At 71.7% G+C, this 16975-nt stretch carries 16 protein-coding genes; 13 read left to right on the top strand and 3 right to left on the bottom strand.

Annotation, left to right across the window (positions count from 1 at the left end):
* Positions 1 to 29: 29 nt before the first annotated feature.
* Positions 30 to 1019, bottom strand: a complete 990-nt coding sequence (locus ACBJ59_RS40685; protein WP_375115453.1) for a hypothetical protein — start codon at positions 1017 to 1019, stop codon at positions 30 to 32.
* 111 nt (positions 1020 to 1130) lie between these two features.
* Here ACBJ59_RS40685 and ACBJ59_RS40680 point away from each other — a divergent pair, with 111 nt between their 5' ends.
* Genes ACBJ59_RS40680 through ACBJ59_RS40655 form a run of 6 tightly spaced genes read left to right on the top strand, consistent with a single transcriptional unit; the run spans position 1131 to position 5684 of the window.
* Positions 1131 to 1709 (top strand): prepilin peptidase, encoded by a 579-nt coding sequence (locus ACBJ59_RS40680; RefSeq protein WP_375115452.1) that lies wholly within the window; start codon positions 1131 to 1133, stop codon positions 1707 to 1709.
* A 43-nt stretch (positions 1710 to 1752) separates the two neighbouring features.
* Positions 1753 to 2934 (top strand): chorismate synthase, encoded by a 1182-nt coding sequence (gene aroC, locus ACBJ59_RS40675; protein ID WP_375115451.1) that lies wholly within the window; start codon positions 1753 to 1755, stop codon positions 2932 to 2934.
* Positions 2931 to 3434, top strand: a complete 504-nt coding sequence (locus tag ACBJ59_RS40670; RefSeq protein WP_364132435.1) for a shikimate kinase — start codon at positions 2931 to 2933, stop codon at positions 3432 to 3434. Before aroC ends, ACBJ59_RS40670 begins: the two co-directional genes overlap by 4 nt.
* The gene (gene aroB / locus ACBJ59_RS40665) at positions 3431 to 4501 is read left to right on the top strand and encodes a 3-dehydroquinate synthase (RefSeq protein ID WP_375115450.1); all 1071 of its coding nucleotides are present in this window, start codon (positions 3431 to 3433) and stop codon (positions 4499 to 4501) included. The genes ACBJ59_RS40670 and aroB overlap by 4 nt, the downstream gene beginning before the upstream one ends.
* Positions 4498 to 4932, top strand: a complete 435-nt coding sequence (gene aroQ / locus ACBJ59_RS40660; RefSeq protein ID WP_375115449.1) for a type II 3-dehydroquinate dehydratase — start codon at positions 4498 to 4500, stop codon at positions 4930 to 4932. The genes aroB and aroQ overlap by 4 nt, the downstream gene beginning before the upstream one ends.
* Positions 4929 to 5684: an SGNH/GDSL hydrolase family protein gene (locus ACBJ59_RS40655; RefSeq protein ID WP_375115448.1), complete on the top strand. Its 756-nt coding sequence runs from the start codon at positions 4929 to 4931 to the stop codon at positions 5682 to 5684. Before aroQ ends, ACBJ59_RS40655 begins: the two co-directional genes overlap by 4 nt.
* A gap of 353 nt (positions 5685 to 6037) precedes the next feature.
* Here ACBJ59_RS40655 and ACBJ59_RS40650 read toward each other — a convergent pair whose 3' ends face one another.
* Complete coding sequence (locus ACBJ59_RS40650) at positions 6038 to 8032, bottom strand: ATP-dependent DNA helicase (RefSeq protein WP_375115447.1); 1995 nt, start codon at positions 8030 to 8032, stop codon at positions 6038 to 6040.
* 364 nt (positions 8033 to 8396) lie between these two features.
* On the opposite strand from ACBJ59_RS40650, the gene ACBJ59_RS40645 reads away from it, so the two are divergent.
* Positions 8397 to 9464 (top strand): hypothetical protein, encoded by a 1068-nt coding sequence (locus tag ACBJ59_RS40645; protein WP_375115446.1) that lies wholly within the window; start codon positions 8397 to 8399, stop codon positions 9462 to 9464.
* A 100-nt stretch (positions 9465 to 9564) separates the two neighbouring features.
* Positions 9565 to 11145 carry a Na+/H+ antiporter gene (locus ACBJ59_RS40640; protein WP_375115445.1) on the top strand — a complete coding sequence of 527 codons (1581 nt, stop codon included), beginning with the start codon at positions 9565 to 9567 and terminating at the stop codon, positions 11143 to 11145.
* Between the two features lie 31 nt (positions 11146 to 11176).
* Here ACBJ59_RS40640 and ACBJ59_RS40635 read toward each other — a convergent pair whose 3' ends face one another.
* A complete protein-coding gene (locus ACBJ59_RS40635) occupies positions 11177 to 11434 on the bottom strand; it encodes a UBP-type zinc finger domain-containing protein (RefSeq protein ID WP_375115444.1) in 258 nt (85 codons plus the stop codon).
* Positions 11435 to 11602: 168 nt separating this feature from the next.
* Between ACBJ59_RS40635 and ACBJ59_RS40630 the strand changes: the two genes are divergently transcribed.
* From ACBJ59_RS40630 to ACBJ59_RS40610, 5 genes are read left to right on the top strand one after another with little or no spacing between them, the layout of a single operon-like run.
* Positions 11603 to 12322: an ABC transporter ATP-binding protein gene (locus tag ACBJ59_RS40630; protein WP_375115667.1), complete on the top strand. Its 720-nt coding sequence runs from the start codon at positions 11603 to 11605 to the stop codon at positions 12320 to 12322.
* An 11-nt stretch (positions 12323 to 12333) separates the two neighbouring features.
* Positions 12334 to 13074, top strand: coding sequence for an ABC transporter ATP-binding protein (locus ACBJ59_RS40625; RefSeq protein ID WP_375115443.1), 741 nt, complete (start codon positions 12334 to 12336; stop codon positions 13072 to 13074).
* Positions 13071 to 14921, top strand: coding sequence for an AMP-dependent synthetase/ligase (locus ACBJ59_RS40620; protein ID WP_375115442.1), 1851 nt, complete (start codon positions 13071 to 13073; stop codon positions 14919 to 14921). The genes ACBJ59_RS40625 and ACBJ59_RS40620 overlap by 4 nt, the downstream gene beginning before the upstream one ends.
* Complete coding sequence (locus ACBJ59_RS40615) at positions 14918 to 15805, top strand: branched-chain amino acid ABC transporter permease (protein WP_364132415.1); 888 nt, start codon at positions 14918 to 14920, stop codon at positions 15803 to 15805. Before ACBJ59_RS40620 ends, ACBJ59_RS40615 begins: the two co-directional genes overlap by 4 nt.
* Positions 15802 to 16968: a branched-chain amino acid ABC transporter permease gene (locus ACBJ59_RS40610; RefSeq protein WP_375115441.1), complete on the top strand. Its 1167-nt coding sequence runs from the start codon at positions 15802 to 15804 to the stop codon at positions 16966 to 16968. Before ACBJ59_RS40615 ends, ACBJ59_RS40610 begins: the two co-directional genes overlap by 4 nt.
* The last annotated feature ends 7 nt before the right edge of the window (positions 16969 to 16975 follow it).

Below are 16975 nucleotides of genomic sequence, written 5' to 3'. Positions count from 1 at the left end.
GCGGCCTCCCCGGACGCCCAAGCCCGCGGTCAGGAGCCCGATTCCGGCCACGCGTCCTCCTTCTTGATCGGGCGTACGTTGGCGCCCGGCTGCTGCCTGACCCGCTGGTTGATCGGCGGCAGCGTGAAGTGGCCGCGGATCATGTCCACGAGCCGGGCCATCTTGTCGTCGGCCACGCCGACCCGGCGCTGGTCGAGGGTGACGCCGATGATGTAGCGGCCGTGGTCGACCCAGTAGTGGAACAGGGCGCCGCGCTCGACGTCCAGCACGGTCCTGATCACCGTGCCGCTCTCCATCGAGCGCAGGTGCGTGTCCAGGCGGCCGCCGATCCAGTGGAGCTGGCTGCCGAGCCTGAGATAGGTGATCCGGCGCTCCTCGGGGGTCGTCTCGTGGAAGAAGTGCTGCAAATCGGCGTCGTCGAGCACGTCGGTGTAGAAGGCGCAGCCGGACGGGCCGAAGAACGCCACGAAGTGCAGGTCCTCCTGGTCGATCACGGACACGCAGCTCCCCAGGGCCTTCTCCAGGGCGTGGCTGATCTCCGGGAGGGTGCGGATCAGGATCTCCGACTCGCCGATCACCTTGCGCTTCGTGGTGGTCGGGGAGGGGCCCGCGGTGGTCTCCAGATGGGGCACGTACAGGCCACGGCGGTAGAGGAACAGCAGGTAGCCGCCGGTCAGCGCGGTGAACGCGGCGATCCCGATCATGGACAGGCCGAGCAACTCGCCGGGCACGCCGCGGTTCCACAACACCGGCCCGAACCCGGCCGCGAACCCCAGCACCAGCCCGCCTGCCGCGGCCACCGTCATGGCGGTGACCAGCATGACGGGCAGCCTGCCGCGCACCCGGCCCGCCACGGCGGCGATCAGCGCGAGCGCGGCGACCACGGCCAGCACGGTGACGGCGCGGGAGACGTTGTAGTCCTCGCCCTCGATGTACCAGGCGAGCATCTCGAGCAACACAGGGGCAAGGACGAACGTCGCAATGACCACCGCGACCCTGGCGAACCGGTCCCTGTCCACGCGGGCAGTTTCCGTGATCGAGCCCTTGTCCGCAATAGCCGCCGGCGGGCAGCCATACCGGATCCGGCGTTCGAGCTCCCTTCCCGCGACGGCGGGCCTATGGTCTGCGGCGTGGTCGCACTCATGGCGCTGATCGGGCTGATCTGCGGGAACCGCATCAGGGCGCTGGCGGACTCCTACCACTCCCACGACGGCGGACTGCCCCCGGCGGCCGTCGAACTGGCGACCGCCGCCGTGGCCGCGCTGGTCGCCTGGCGGGTGGGGCCGCCGTACGTGTGCCTCGCCGTGATCGGGGTCGCCCTGGCCGTCATCGACTGGCGTACCAGTACGCTGCCCGACGCGATCACGCTGCCCGCGTACCCGATCGCGGCGCTGGCGCTGCTGCCGACGGGAGAGCTGCCCAGGGCGCTGGCCGGCGGGGCGGCGCTGGCGGGGGTGTACGGCCTGCTCTGGTTCGCCAGGCCGGACGCGCTGGGGTTCGGCGACGTCAAGCTGGCCGGGCTCATCGGCATGGCCAGCGCCGCCCTGGGCTGGCCGGCCCTGGTGGCGGCGGCCTTCTGCGGCCAGCTCCTCGGCGCCGTCTACGGCGTGGCCCTGCTGCTGACCGGCCGCGGGAACCGGCACACGCAGTTCCCCTTCGGCCCCTTCATGCTCCTGGGCGCGCTCACGACACTCTGTCTCGCCTGGTGAGCGAGGGACATCTCACTAGGCCGCACATGGAAGACTTGTACGCATGTTGCGCTGGTTGACCGCTGGAGAGTCCCACGGGCCCGAACTCGTCGCCATCCTGGAAGGCCTGCCGGCCGGGGTGGAGGTGAGCACGGCCGCCATCGACGAGGCCCTGCGCCGCCGCAGGCTCGGCTACGGCCGGGGCGCGCGGATGAAGTTCGAGCAGGACCAGGTGACGATCGTCGGAGGCGTCCGCCACGGGCGCACGATGGGCAGCCCGGTCGCGATCCGCGTGGGCAACACCGAGTGGCCCAAGTGGGAGAAGGTCATGTCGGCCGACCCGGTCGACCCGGCCGAGCTGGAGGGCCTGGCCCGCAACTCGCCCAGGTCCCGGCCCCGCCCCGGCCACGCAGACCTGGCGGGCATGCAGAAATACGGCTTCGACGACGCCCGCAACGTGCTCGACCGGGCCAGCGCCCGCGAGACCGCCGCCCGGGTGGCGCTGGGCGAGGTCGCCAGGCGCTTCCTCAAGCAGGCGCTCGGCGTCGACATCCTCAGCCACGTGACCGAGATCGGCGGCGCCCGCACCCCGTCCGAGATCCTGCCCGGCCCGAACGACCTGGCCAGGATCGACGATGACCTGGTCCGGTGCTCCGACGCCGAGGGCAGCGCCGCCATGGTCGCCGTGATCGACAAGGCCCACAAGGACGGCGACACGCTCGGCGGCGTCGTCGAGGTCCTCGCCTACGGCCTGCCGCCGGGCCTGGGCAGCTACACGCACTGGGACCGCAGGCTCGACTCCAGGCTCGCCGCGGCGCTGATGGGCATCCAGGCGATCAAGGGCGTGGCGGTCGGCGACGGCTTCGAGACCGCCAGGCGCCCGGGGTCCCGCGCCCACGACGAGATCGAATACACCACCGAAGACGGCGTGCGCCGCATCACCAACCGCGCCGGCGGGGTCGAGGGCGGCATGACCAACGGCGAGATCCTGCGGGTCAGCGCCGCGATGAAGCCGATCTCCACGGTGCCCAGGGCGCTGGCCACGATCGACGTCAAGACCGGTGAGGCGGCCAAGGCCCACCACGAGCGCTCCGACGTGTGCGCCGTGCCCGCGGCCGGCATCGTGGCCGAGGCGATGGTCGCGCTGGTGCTGGCCGACGCGGCGATCGAGAAGTTCGGCGGCGACTCCGTGGAGGAAGTCGCCCGCAACCTGTCCGGCTACCTCTCTTCCATGGTGATCAAATGACAGCGAAGGCCGTGCTCATCGGGCCGCCCGGGTCCGGCAAGACGACGCTCGGGCGGCTGCTCGCCGAGCGGCTCGGCGTCGGGTTCCGCGACACGGACGCCGACATCGAGGCCGTGGCGGGCAAGCCCGTCGCCGACATCTTCGTCGAGGACGGCGAGGCCCGCTTCCGCGAGCTGGAGCACGAGGCCGTGCGCCGCGCGCTGGCCGAGCACGAGGGCATCCTGTCCCTGGGCGGCGGCGCCGTCCTGCACGAGGAGACGCAGGCCCTGCTCGCCGGTCACCACGTCGTCTACCTGGAGGTCGGGCTGGCCGACGCGGTCCAGCGGGTCGGGCTCGCCTCGGCCAGGCCGCTGCTGGTGCTCAACCCGCGCAGCCGGCTCAAGAAGCTCATGGAGGAGCGGCGGCCGGTCTACGAGCGGCTGGCCGTGATGACGGTGGTGACCGACAAGCGCGAGCCGGAGGAGCTCGCCGACGAGATCGTGAAGGGGCTGCCCGCATGACGGCGACGAGGATCACCGTACGCGGGGACAGCCCGTACGACGTGGTGGTCGGCACCGGCGTGCTGGCCGAGCTGACCACGCTGCTCAAGCCCGGCGTGCGCACCGTCGCGGTCATCTGCCCCGAGACCCTGCCGGAGATCGCCTGGCCGGTCCGCGAGGCGCTGTCCGCCGCCGGCCACGAGGTGGTCGAGCTGCCCGTGCCCGACGGCGAGCGGGCCAAGACCGTCGAGGTGGCCGCGGGCCTGTGGTCCGCGCTCGGCCGCCACGGCGTGACCCGCTCCGACGCCGTGGTCGGCGTGGGCGGGGGCGCGACCACCGACCTGGCCGGGTTCGTGGCGGCCACGTGGCTGCGCGGCGTACAGGTCGTGCTCGTGCCCACGACGCTGCTGGCCATGGTGGACGCGGCGGTCGGCGGCAAGAACGGCATCGACACCCCCGAGGGCAAAAACCTCGTGGGCACCTTCCTGCCGCCCGCGGGCGTGCTGTGCGAGCTGTCCACGCTGGCCGGCATGCCCAGGGCCGACTACGTGGCGGGCCTGGCCGAGATCATCAAGGGCGGCTTCATCGCCGACCCGGAGATCCTCAGGCTCATCGAGGCCGACCCCGAGGCGGCGACCCGTCCCGACGGGCCCCACACCCGCGAGCTCATCGAGCGCAAGATCCGGGTGAAGGCCGACGTCGTGGGCGCCGACCTGCGCGAGGCGGGCCTGCGCGAGATCCTCAACTACGGCCACACGCTCGCCCACGCCATCGAGCGCGAGGAGCACTACGGCATCCGCCACGGCGAGGCTGTCGCCATCGGCATGGTCTACGCCGCCGAGCTGTCCAGGCTCTCCGGCCGCGCCGACGTCGTCGACCGCACCCGCGCCATCCTCACCGGCGTCGGCCTGCCCGTCTCCTACCGCGCCGACGCCTGGCCGCACCTGCGCGACCACATGCGCCTGGACAAGAAGAACCGCGGCGCCAAGCAGCGCTTCGTCGTCCTCGACGATTTGGCGAAGCCGGGCCGTCTCGAAGCCCCCACGGAAGAGCTGCTCGAAGCCGCCTACAAGGAGATCTCCGCATGATCCTCGTGCTCAACGGGCCCAACCTGCGCCGGCTCGGCACGCGCGAGCCCGACGTCTACGGCGCCGAGACGTTCGAGGACCTCGCCGACCTCTGCCGCGACACCGGCAGAGAGCTCGGCCACCACGTCGAGGTGCGCCAGACCGACGACGAGGCCGAGATGCTCGGCTGGATCCACGAGGCGTGCGACGGCCGCATCCCGGTCGTGCTCAACCCGGCCGCCTTCACTCATTACTCCTACGCCCTGCGCGACGCCATCGCCCAGCGCACCGCCCCGCTCGTAGAGGTGCACATCTCCAATCCCGTGGCCAGGGAAGAGTTTCGCCATACCTCTGTCGTGTCCGGGGTGGCGACGGGAACCATCGCGGGCTTCGGGCTACAGTCATACGTCCTTGCGCTGCAAGCTATCGCGGAGATGAACACCACCTCATGAGGCACTACAAGTCCTTCGTCGCCCTCGGCGACAGTTTCACGGAAGGGCTGAACGATCCCGGTCCGGACGGGCACTACCGTGGATGGGCCGACCGGGTGGCCGAACGGCTCGCCGCCGACGACCCCGCCTTCCGCTACGCCAACCTGGCCGTCCGCGGCAAACTGCTCGACCAGATCGTGGCCGAGCAGGTGCCGGTGGCCGTCGAGATGGCCCCCGACCTGGTCAGCCTCTGCGCCGGAGGCAACGACCTGCTGCGGCCGGGCAGCGATCCGGACGTGATGGCCAAGCAGCTCGCGCGGGGCGTACGCGACCTGCGGGCGGGCGGGGCCGACGTGCTGCTGTTCACGGGGGTGGACCCGCGTGACACGCCGCTCATGCGCCGCCTGCGCGGCCGCTTCGCCATCTTCTACCTGCACCTGCGCTCCATCGCCGACCTGTACGGCTGCCGCCTCGTCGACCAGTGGTCCATGCAGGGGCTGCGCGACTGGCGGGCGTGGAGCGCGGACCGGCTGCACATGAACGAGGACGGCCACCGGCTGGTCGCGGCCCGGGTGCTGGACGTGCTGGGGGTGCCGTTCGAGGACTGGCGCAAGGACTGGCCGGACCGGTCGGTGGACCCGCGCGCCCGGCGGCGCGAGGACGCGCAGTGGATGCGCGAATACCTGGTGCCCTGGGTCTCCCGCCGCCTGCGCGGGGTGTCGTCGGGCGACGGGGTGTCCCCGAAACGCCCGGACCTGGCTCCCTGGTCTTAGGGCTTTTCCGCTTACGGGGCTTGCGCCAGCTCTCGGGCTTTCCCCGGTCACCGGCGTCCGCCCAACCCGTCTCGCACGCTCGCGCCATGCCGCGCTGCCGGTTGCGCCGCTTGCCGTGACACAGTGCCGCCGCACGCGTTCGCCGAGCTGCGCCGTTCCCGCATTCGCTGCACCGGCCCCCGCATGGGCCCGGCGTGACCGTCCGGCGGGAGCGAGGCGCGGCGCCGCCGACGCGGCACGGGCCTGCCGCGTGTGCGGTGGGCAGGCCGGAGGCGCCCGCGTGCCCGGTCGAACCGGGGTGGCGAGGCCGATCCGCGGATTCCCGGGCGGTCGGGTCGAGGCGGTGGGGCGGGTCAGGTGGGGTCGGTGGCGAGGCGCTTCAGGGCGGCTCGCGGGACGGCCGGGTCCGTGGTGCGCCAGAACGGCGGGAGCGAGCCCAGCAGGAACCCGCTGTAGCGGGCCGTGGCCAGCCGGGGGTCCAGGACCGCGATCACGCCCTTGTCGTCCTGGGACCGCAGCAACCGGCCGACCCCCTGCGCCAGCAGCAGGGCGGCGTGGTTGGCCGCGATCGCCATGAACCCGTTGCCGCCCTTGGCCGCCACATGCCGTTGCCGGGCCGAGGTCAGCGGGTCGTCCGGGCGCGGGAACGGCACCCGGTCGATGATGACCAGCCGCAGTGACGGCCCTGGCACGTCCACGCCCTGCCACAGCGACAGCGTCCCGAACAGGCACGTCGGCTCGTCCTCGGCGAACTGCTTGACCAGCAGCATCGTGGAGTCGTCACCCTGGCACAGCAGCGGCACGTCGAGCCGGTCGCGCAGCGCCTCGGTGGCCGCCTTGGCCGCGCGCATCGAGGAGAACAGCCCCAGCGTGCGCCCGCCGGCCGCCTCGATCAGCTCGGCGATCTCGTCGAGGTACTGCTGCGGCAGCCCGTCGCGCCCCGGCTGGGGCAGGTGCTTGGCGACGTAGAGGATGCCGGCGCGCGGGTGGTCGAACGGCGAGCCGACGTCGATGCCCTGCCACTTGCCGTCGCCGAGCCCCCACTGCGCCGCCAGCGCGTCGAACGTGCCGCCGAGCGCCAGCGTGGCCGAGGTGAGCACCACCGTGCGCTCGCCGAACAGCTTGTCGCGCAGCATGCCGCTCACGCTCAGCGGCGCCACCCGCAACATCGGCGGGCGCCGGTCGGTGCCCGCGTCGAGCCAGACCACCTCGGCCCGGTCGGCCTCGGAGGCGTGCCCGTAGGCGTCGAGCATGCGCACCGCCGTGTCGTGCACCTCGTCCAGCGCCGTGAACGCCGCCTTGCGCTGCCCCGCCTTGTCCGGGTCGTCCTTGTCGGCGTTGCGCGGGCCCATGGCCGTGATGCAGCGCCAGGCCGTGTCGCGGATGAGCTGGAGGGTCAGGCCGAGCACCTGGGGCAGCTCGTCGATGCGGCCGGGCGGCGCGGCGGCCAGCAGCGCCTTGAGGTCCTCGCCGGCCTCCATGAGCTGGTCGGCGACGGGCTGGTCGATCAGCCGGCCGACCCGGCGTACGGCCAGCATGACCGACGCCTCCGACAGCTCGCTGGTCACCACCGACGTCACCCGGTCGACCAGCTCGTGGGCCTCGTCGACCACCACGACCTCGTGCTCGGGCAGCACCGGCAGGTCGCCCATGGCGTCGATGGCCAGCAGCGCGTGGTTGGTCACCACCACGTCGACCTCGCCCGCCCGCGCCCTGGCCAGCTCGGCGAAGCACTCGGCGCCGCTGGGGCAGCGCGTGGCGCCCAGGCACTCCTGGGCGCTCACCGAGAACTGCCGCCACGCCTGCTCGCTCACCCCGGGCACCAGCTCGTCGCGGTCGCCGGTCTCGGTCTCCTCGGCCCACTCCTGGATGCGCTGCACCATGCGCCCGGTCGCGCTCACCTCGCGCGGGTCGAACAGCTGGTCCTGCTCGTCCTCCTCGGGCCAGCCCGCCGTCGCCTTGTAGCGGCACAGGTAGTTGCGGCGGCCCTTGAGTATCGCGAACGTCGGCTCGTGCGGCAGCTCCTTGGCCAGCGCCTCGGACAGCCGGGGCAGGTCGCGGTCGACGAGCTGGCGCTGCAGCGCGATGGTGGCCGTGGAGATCACGACGGGGGTGTCGCTGTCCATCGCGTGGCGGATGGAGGGCACGAGGTACGCCAGCGACTTGCCGGTCCCCGTGCCCGCCTGGACGGCCAGATGCTCCTCGTCGTCGATGGCCTTCTGCACGGCCTGGACCATGGTGACCTGGCCCTGCCGTTCGCTCCCTCCGAGAGCGTTGACCGCGATGCTGAGCAGTTCGTCCACTGGCGGGAGATGGGAGTCCGGCACGGCAGTAAACGCTACCCGCATTCCAGGGTCGTCGTGCCGAACGCGGTGTGATCGGCCAGACGCATCCCGGCGTTCCCGGACCCTCTCGGCGGGTTGCGTGGCACACTGGGCGATCGGAACTCCAACCTGTCCTCACCGGGCGTGACCGCAGGGGTTCCCGGTGTGAATGGGAAGGCCGGTTCAGTAGGGTTTTCCGGGGTTGAGTGGACGAATAAAGGCTGGTTAAAGCAGTATGTCTGCCATGTCGGAAGTTGTCCCGTTGCCGTCGTTCGGCGAAGTCTTCTTCGATGCACGAGGTCAGGAGCGGTGCCTCCGCGTCACGTGGCATGAGGGAACGCTGGTCCTCAGCCTGTGGCGCGGCGAGATGTGCACAGCGAGCTTCCGCATGCCGATGGAAGACGTCGGCCGGCTGCTCGACACGCTCGACGAGGGGTTCGCGGAGGCCACGGGCGAGCAGCCCGCCGTGCCCGCGCACGATCCCGGCACCGAGGTCATCCCGGGCACCGGCCAATATCACCGGCCGGCCCAGCACTCCCAGCAACCGCCCCCGCCGCAGCTGGACGAGCGGCCCACGGCGGCCCTGTCGCCCAGCGACGTCCTCGTGGCCCGGGGCGCCCCCGCCCACCAGGACAAGCTGGTGGCCTCGTACGGCGAGACCACTGCCCCCAGGGACCCAGCCCCCGCGTACGGTGAGACCGCGGCCCCCCGGGACACCACCCCCGCGTACGGCGAGCCCCGGACCCCCTTCACCGGCCCCCAGTACGTGGACGCGACCGGCCCCCAGCCGAAGTACACCGGCGACCCCTTCAGCGGTCCCCAGTACACCGGCGATCCCTTCAGCGGCCCGCAGTACACCGCCGACCCGCTCAGCGGCCCCCACTACACCCAGCCGCCCCCGCCCGAGCCGTTCACCGGCCCCCAGTACGTCGACAGCGAGCCCGTCTACCAGATGCCCGGCGACCAGCGCCGCCAGGCGCCGCTGAGCACCGACCCGCTCGGCTTCCCGTCCCAGGCCGCCGACCCGTACCAGCAGCGGCCCGACCAGTACCCGCCCGACCCCTACCCCTCGGACCCGTACGGCGGCCGGCGCCCCGACGCCTACCAGCCGCAGCCGCAGTCGCAACCCCAGCCTCAGCCCCAGCCCCAGCCCCAGCCGCAGGCGAGCGCGGCGGGCCTGGGCACGCCCATGCACGGCATCCCGGGTGCGGGCCGCCGCCGCTCGGCCCCCCAGCAGCCGCCGCAGCCCGTCCACGACGACTACGGCCCCTACCAGACCCCGCCCAACCCGGTGGACCCGCTGCTGGCCCTCGGCCGGCAGGAGCAGTACCAGCAACAGCAGCCCGACCCGAACCTGCCGCGTTCGTACGCCGGGGACCCCATGTTCTCCACGGGCGAGCGCCTGCGCCCCGAGCAGCCCGACTACCACGAGAGAAGCGACCGCAGGGAGTGGTGACCACGCGCTTCCGCCCGGACGGTACGCTCACCGCGGGACGATCGATCCGGACCTGATCGATCGCCCCTGACAGGACGGGGCTCGGGCGGGAGGAGCGTGGGTGAATCCGACCATGGGCCTGCAACTGCTGTTGATGGCCGGTGGGGCGATCGGCGTGACGGCCGTCGCACGGCGCAAGGGCTGGCCGGCCCCGCTCCTGCTGGTGGCGGCGGGGCTGCTGGTCTCGCCGCTGGTGCCGGCCGTGCCGCTGGACCCGGAGCTGGTGCTCTACGTCTTCCTGCCGCCGCTGCTCTACTCCGCCGCGCTCGACAGCTCCTACCTGCGCCTGCGTGACGTCAAGCGGGCCGTCGGGCTGCTGTCGGTCGGGCTGGTGGTGTTCACCACGGCCGTCGTCGGGCTGGTCGTCCACCTGCTGCTGCCCGACCTGCCGCTCGCGCTCGCGTTCGCGCTCGGCGCCATCATCGCCCCGCCCGACGCGGTGGCCGCCGTGGCGGTCGGGCGGCGGCTGGGCCTGCCGCGCACGTCGCTGACCATTCTGATCGGCGAGAGCCTGTTCAACGACGCCACCGCGCTGACGCTCTACCGGGTGGCCATCGGGGCGGCCGTGGGCGGGGCCGTGAGCCTGTGGGAGGGGCTGGGCGAGTTCGTGCTCGCCGCCGCCGGCGGGGTGGCGATCGGGCTGGCGCTGGCGTTCGTCTTCGCCTGGCTGTTCCAGCGCACCCGCGACTCGCTGGTCGAGAACACGCTGATGCTGCTGATCCCGTTCGCCGCCTACCTCACGGCGGAGTCCGTGCACGCCTCCGGCGTCATCTCGGTCGTGATCGTCGGCCTCTACCTGGGCAACCGCATGCACCTGCGGGGGTTCGGCACGCGGCTGGTGTCCGACGCGGTGTGGAGGGTCACCGACTTCTTCCTCGAAGCGATCGTGTTCGCGCTGATCGGGCTGCAGCTCGTGACCGTGGTCGAGGGCATCACCGGCTACAGCCCCTGGCACGTCGCCGGCTACGCGGCGGCGGTGCTGGGGGTGACGATCGTCAGCAGGTTCGTGTGGGTGTTCTCGGTGACCTACCTGATCAAGGTGCTGGGTAAGGGCGACCGGCGGCCGACGGTGCCGCAGACGGTGATCCTGGGGTGGGCGGGCATGCGGGGCGTGGTGTCGCTGGCCGCCGCGTTCGCCATCCCGCCGGAGGTGCCCGAGCGCGATCGGGCGATGCTGCTGTTCCTGACGTTCACCACCGTGATCGGCACGCTGCTCATCCAGGGCACCACGTTCCCCGCGCTGATCAGGCGGTTGCGCGTGTCGAGCGAGCAGGAGCGGTACGAAGACCGCCTGGCCGAGGCGGCGGCCCAGCAGGCGGCGCTGGAGGCGGGGCTGGCGGAGCTGGACCGGCTGGTCGCCCAGCTCGGGAGCGAGCCCGACGAGATCCAGAAACAGGTCGTCGACCAGCTCAAGGAGAAGTCGTGGCGGCGCTCCCTGAGCGCGTGGGAGCGCCTGGGCGGCGGCACCGGCGCCGGCGGCGCGGAGACCCCCAGCTCGCTCTACCGCCGCCTGCGCCGCGACATGCTGCAGGCCGAGCGTCAGGTGTTCGTCCGGCTGCGCGACGAGCGCCGGCTCGAGGACGAGGTGCTGCGCGAGGTGATGGCCCAGCTCGACTTCGAGGAAGCGATCCTCGAGCGTTAGGCCCTTCGTCCAATGAGGCGATCCGCCGGCGTCAGGCCATCTGGCTGTCCACGAAGCACCACCGCCAGCTCTCGCCGGGCTCGAAGGACTGGACGACCGGGTGGCCCGTCGCGTGGAAGTGGCCGGTGGCGTGCTTGGACGGCGAGGAGTCGCAGCAGCCGATGTGGCCGCACTCCAGGCAGCGCCGCAGGTGGACCCAGCGGCCGCCAGAGGCCAGGCACTCCTCGCAGCCGGCCGGAGTCTTCGCGGTCGGGTCGTCGGACGTGGAAAGATGCTCACAAATTGCCATACCAGAAATCCTAGGACCAGAGTCTCGTTCGAATTTCGGCCGGGCCTCTTGTGGCGCGCCGGGCAAGCGTGGACATTGGCCTCATCGGGGGAGTGACATAGGCCACACCATCCCGAGGAGCCGCGCGTGCTTGAGGTACGCAACCTCGAGGTCGTCTACGACGACGTGATGCTCGTGCTGCGCGGCGTCAGCCTCAGCGTCCCGCCCGGGTCGATCGTGGCGCTGCTCGGTGCGAACGGCGCGGGCAAGACGACCCTGCTGCGGGCGCTGTCGGGGCTACTCGACGTGCACGACGGAGAGGTCACCAAGGGCGGCGTCACGCTGGAGGGCAAGCCCATCCACCACCTCAGGCCGGCCCAGATCGTCCGGCGCGGGGTGAGCCAGGTGATGGAGGGCCGCCGCATCCTGTCGGAGCTGACCGTCGAGGAGAACCTCAGGGTCGGCGGCCACACCGCGGGCGACTCGCAGCTGCAGCGCGTCTACGACCTGTTCCCGGTGCTGCGCGAGCGGCGCAGGAGCGTGTCCGGCTACCTGTCGGGCGGCGAGCAGCAGATGCTGGCCGTCGGCCGCGCCCTCATGGCGGACCCGAAATACCTGCTGCTGGACGAGCCCAGCCTGGGCCTGGCGCCGTCGCTGGTCGGCCAGGTCCGCGACCTCATCGTCGAGATCAACCGGCAGGGCACCACGGTCCTGCTGGTCGAGCAGAACGCCACGATGGCCCTGTCCATCGCCTCCCACGGCTACGTCATGGAGACCGGAAAGATCGTGATGGACAAGCCGGCGCGCGAGCTGCTCGCCGACGAGGACATCAAGGAGTTCTACCTGGGGGCCGTCCGCTCGTTCCGCGAGGTCAAGCACTACAAGCGGAGAAAACGATGGCTCTCCTGACATTTGACGACGTGCACTTGAGCTTCGCCGGGGTGAAGGCCATCGACGGAGTCTCCTTCGAGGTGCGCCAGGCGGAGCTGCTGGCCGTCATCGGACCGAACGGCGCCGGCAAGACCTCGATCTTCAACGTCCTGTCCGGCGTCTACCGGCCCCAGAGCGGCCGGGTCACGTTCCTCGGCGCGGACCTGCTGACCAGGCGCCCGCACGAGATCGCCGCCATGGGCCTGGCCAGGACGTTCCAGAACGTGGAGCTGTTCCACAACCTGACGGTGCTGGACAACCTGATGCTCGGCCGCCACCACCACTTCCGCTACGGCGCGCTGTCCGCGCTGCTCTGGTACGGCCGCGCCAGGCGGGCCGAGCTGGCCGCCCGCGCGAAGGTCGAGGACATCATCGACTTCCTGGAGCTGGAGGCGTGGCGCCGCCATCCCGTGCGGCTGCTGCCGTACGGGGTGCAGAAGCGGGTCGAGCTCGGCCGCGCGCTGGCCATGGAGCCCCGGCTGCTCCTGCTGGACGAGCCCGTGGCCGGCATGAACCTGGAGGAGACCGAGGACATGGCCAGGTTCGTCATGGACATCCGCGACGAGCTGGGCATCCCCGTCGTGCTCGTGGACCACGACATGGCGCTGGTCATGGACCTGGCCGACCGGGTGCTCGTGCTCGACTTCGGACGCCCGGTCGCGCTCGGCAGCCCGGCCGAGGTCCAGCGCGATCCGGCGGTCATCGAGGCGTACCTGGGAGGGACGGCATGAGCGTGCGGACCGAGGGCGTGACGACGGCGACGATCGTCACGAGGGTGCGTGAGCGGGCCAGGACCGCCCCCGAGGCCGTCGCGATGCGGCACAAGGACCTCGGGATCTGGCAGGAGGTCACCTGGGCCGCGTACTGGACGCAGGTCGAGCTGGTCGCGCACGCCCTGCTCGCGCTCGGCGTCGAGCCCGGCGACCGGGTGGCCGTGCACTCGGAGAACCGGCCCGAATGGCTCTACGCCGACCTCGGCACGGTCGCCGTGCGCGGCATCACGGTCGGCCTCTACCCCACCAACCCGCCCGCCGAGGTCGCCTACCTGCTGGGCGACTCCGGCGCAAAGATCCTTATCGCCGAGGACCAGGAGCAGGTGGACAAAGCCCTGGCCGTCCTCGACGAGTGCCCCGACCTGCGGCATATCGTCTACCTGGAGCCGCGCGGCATCCGCGGCCGCTACGACGACGACGTCCTGATGTCCTGGCCCGAGCTGCTCGCCCTGGGTGCCGAGCACCGCGCCGCGCACCCCGGCACCGTGGAGCGCCGCATGGCCGAGGTCGAGCCCGGCGACGTGATGACGCTCATCTACACCTCCGGCACCACCGGGCCGCCCAAGGGCGTGATGCTCACCGTCGGGAACGTCGAGTTCGCCGTGCGCACGCTCGTCGAAGGCGGCGGCTTCACCTCGCCGCCGCCCGCCGAACGCGACCTCGCCCTGTCCTACCTGCCGCTGTGCCACGTGGCCGAGCGCGCGTTCACGGTGTGGTTCAACGCGGCGGCCGGGGTGCAGGTGAACTTCGCCGAGTCCATCGACACCGTCCAGGCCAACCTGCGGGAGGTGCAGCCGACGATCCTGTTCGGGGTGCCGCGGATCTGGGAGAAGGTCCTGGCCCAGGTCAACATCAGGCTGGAGTCGGCGTCGCCGGTCAAGCGGGCGGTCACCAGGTTCTGGCTGCGGGCGGCCGACCGGATCGGCGACACGCTGGTGCGCACGGGCGGGCGGCACACGTCCGGCACGCGGATGGCGTACGCGCTGGGCTGGGTGTTCTGCTACCGCTCGCTGCGCGAGCGGCTCGGCATGCGGCGGGTGCGCTACGCCGCCTCCGGGGCCGCGCCGATCGCGCCCGACGTGCTCAAGTTCTACATGGGCATCGGGGTGCCCATGCACGAGGTGTACGGCATGAGCGAGAACACCGCGATCGCCACCGCCAACCGCCCTGGCCGGATCCGCCTGGGCACGGTCGGCGAGCCGCACCCCGGCATCGAGCTGAAGATCGACGAGGCCACCGGCGAGATCATGACCAGGCACCCCGGGAACTTCGCCGGCTACTGGCGCAACCCCCGCGCCACGAAGGACGTCCTGGACGAGGACGGCTGGCTGCACACCGGCGACGTGGGCGAGTTCGTCGAGGGCACGCACGTGCGGATCACCGACCGGATGAAGGACATCATCATCACGGCCGGCGGCAAGAACCTGGCGCCCAGCGAGATCGAGAACGCGCTGAAGGCCTCGCCGTACGTCAAGGAGGCCGTGGTGATCGGGGACCAGCGGCCGTACCTGGTGGCGCTGATCGGGATCGAGCTGGACACGGTGGGGGACTGGGCGCGGCGGCGCGGCCTGCCGTACACCACCTACCGGGACCTGTCGGAGAAACCGGAGGTGCGGGAGCTCGTCCAGGGGATCGTGACCGGGGTGAACGAGCGGTTCGCCCGGGTCGAGCAGGTCAAGCGGTTCGCGTTCCTGCCGAAGGAGCTCGACCACGAGGACGGCGAGCTGACCGCCACCCAGAAGGTCAAGCGCTCGGCCATCGCCAAGCTCTTCGAGGACCTGGTCGAAGGGATGTACAGCCGGTGAAGGGGCTGCTCGAGTCGGTGATCAGGGGCCTGGGCAACGGCTCGGTGTACGCGCTGCTCGCGCTCGGCTTCGTGATCATCTACAAGGCCACAAGGGTGATCAGCTTCGCGCAGCCCGCCCTCATGCTGGCCGGCGGGGTCGCCGTCAGCTACCTGGCCGCGGTGACCGGCTTCTACCCGGCCGTCCTGCTGTCGGCGCTGCTCATCGCCGGCGTGGCGCTGGTCGTCGAGCGGGTGGCGATCAGGCCGATGGTGGGCCGGCCGGTCTTCGTCGTGGCGATCATCACGCTCGGCATCGACGTGGTCGTGCGGGTGGTGGTGAACGGCTTCATCGGCCGCGACGTGCGCCAGGTCGGTGACCCGTGGGGGTTCACGCAGGTCTCGCTCGGGCCGCTGGTCGTGCAGTCGCGCTGGCTGGCCATGATGCTGGTCACCGCCGTGCTGGTGGCGCTGCTGTTCGCGTTCTTCCGCTACACCCGCTACGGCCTGGCCATGCGGGCGGCGGCCTTCGACCAGGAGATCGCGCTCGCGCAGGGGGTCTCGGTGGGCGCGGTGTTCGCGCTGTCGTGGGGGCTGGCCGGGTTCCTGGCGGCGATCGCCGGGATGTTCGTCGGCACCGGGCAGGGGATCGAGCAGATGACCTGGGTGATCGCGTTGAAGGCGCTGCCGGCGATCATCGTGGGCGGGCTCGACTCGCTCGGGGGTGCCGTGGTGGGCGGGCTGGTCGTCGGGGTGGTGGAGTCGCTGTTCCAGTCGTACCAGGGGGAGTTCGCGCCGTGGCTGGGGCAGAACTTCGCGGTCGTGTCGCCGTACGTGGTGATGCTGATCGTCCTGCTGGTCAGGCCGTACGGGCTGTTCGGGACCCGGGAGGTCGAGCGGGTATGACCGAGACGCGCTCCGCGGCGGCGTCCGCCGCGCCCGACATACCGGCCGGCCGGTCACGAAAGGTGCGCGGGCGGCCGCTGCTCTACACCTCCTACGCCCAGGACATGGCGCTGCTCGACACCCGGGCCAAGCGGGTGTCGACGCTGGTCCTCGTGGTGCTGGCGTTCGGGCTGTCGGTGCTGCTGCAGGACCGGTCGCTGGAGGTGCTGGCGGGGGCGTACGTGCTGGCCATCGGCGCGATCGGGCTGAACATCGTCACCGGGTACGCCGGGCAGGTCTCGCTCGGGCACGCCTTCTTCGTCGCCATCGGCGCGTACACGGCCGCCGCGCTGTCCGGCCCCGTGGACGGCGAGAACCTCGGCTACGGCATCGCCGAGCTGTGGATCTGGCTGCCCGCCGCCGGACTCGTCGCGGCGGCGGCCGGGGTGCTGGTCGCGCCGCTGGCCACCCGGCTGCGCGGCCTCTACCTGGCCGTCGTCACGCTCGGCCTGGTCTTCCTGGGCGAGCACATCTTCAAGGAGTGGCAGGAGCTCACCGGCGGCCCCGGGGTCGGCCGGGAGGCGGCGGTCCCGCAGCTGTTCGGCGTGCGCCTGGACCAGGACGGCCCGCTCGGCACCAAGGAGCAGCTGCTCTACACGCTCATGCTGGCGCTGCTCATCGTCTTCGCCGTGGCCGCCCGCAACCTGGCCCGCTCCCGCATCGGCCGCGCCTTCGCCGCCATCCGCGACCGGGACATCGCGGCCGCGGTGATCGGGGTGCCGCTGACGCGCTACAAGGTCCTGGCGTTCGGCATCTCGTCGTTCTACGCGGGGTGCGCGGGCGGCCTGCTGTACACGATCTCCGGCTACGTGGAGCCCGGGTCGTTCAACCTGCTGCTGTCGGTGCAGTTCATCGCGATGGTGCTGATCGGCGGGGTGGCGACGGTGTCCGGGGCGATCGCGGGCGCGCTGTTCATCTCGCTGCTGCAGCCGGTGACCCGGTCGCTGCCCGCGCTGGTGCCGTTCATCAGCGGGGACACGACGCAGACGCCGAACGTGTTCCAGGTCGAGACCGTCCTGTACGGGCTGCTGATCGTGCTGTTCCTCATCTTCGAGCCACGGGGCCTGTTCGGCCTGTGGATCCGGGTTCGCAACTACTGGAAGTCCTGGCCGTTCTCGTACTAGGAGGGTT

It is taken from the genome of Nonomuraea sp. MTCD27, from assembly GCF_041950495.1.
GTDB lineage: Bacteria > Actinomycetota > Actinomycetes > Streptosporangiales > Streptosporangiaceae > Nonomuraea.
The sequence above is the reverse complement of the archived record's forward strand: the minus strand, read 5'-3'. Positions and strand labels throughout refer to the sequence as shown.